Consider the following 261-nt stretch of genomic DNA (forward strand, 5'->3'; position numbering starts at 1 on the left):
GATCCCGGCTGCCGCCGGTGAGGCGCGTCCTGCCTTCCTAGCGTGGAGGGATGCGACACCGATCCGAGCAGAGCGACCAGAGCGCAGCCGTCGACGACTCCCCGCTGCAGACCGAGGGCCTGGATGCCGTCCCCAGCGAGAGGGAGCCGCCGGCGACGGGCCCATCGAGTCGCGTGCGGATCGGCGTCGGCGCGGCGGTGGTGCTCCTCATCGCGGCAGCCGTCGTGGCCGTCCTCATGTCGGCGGCGGCGCAACGGGGGG

At 74.3% G+C, this 261-nt stretch carries 1 protein-coding gene; it reads left to right on the forward strand.

Annotated features, from left to right (window positions below; translation table 11 throughout):
• Positions 1-50: 50 nt before the first annotated feature.
• On the forward strand, positions 51-261 hold a 211-nt coding region (locus SB717_RS37040), incomplete at its 3' end, for a hypothetical protein (protein ID WP_410908080.1).

The organism is Priestia sp. SIMBA_032, assembly GCF_046535215.1.
Lineage (GTDB): Bacteria > Bacillota > Bacilli > Bacillales > Bacillaceae_H > Priestia > Priestia aryabhattai.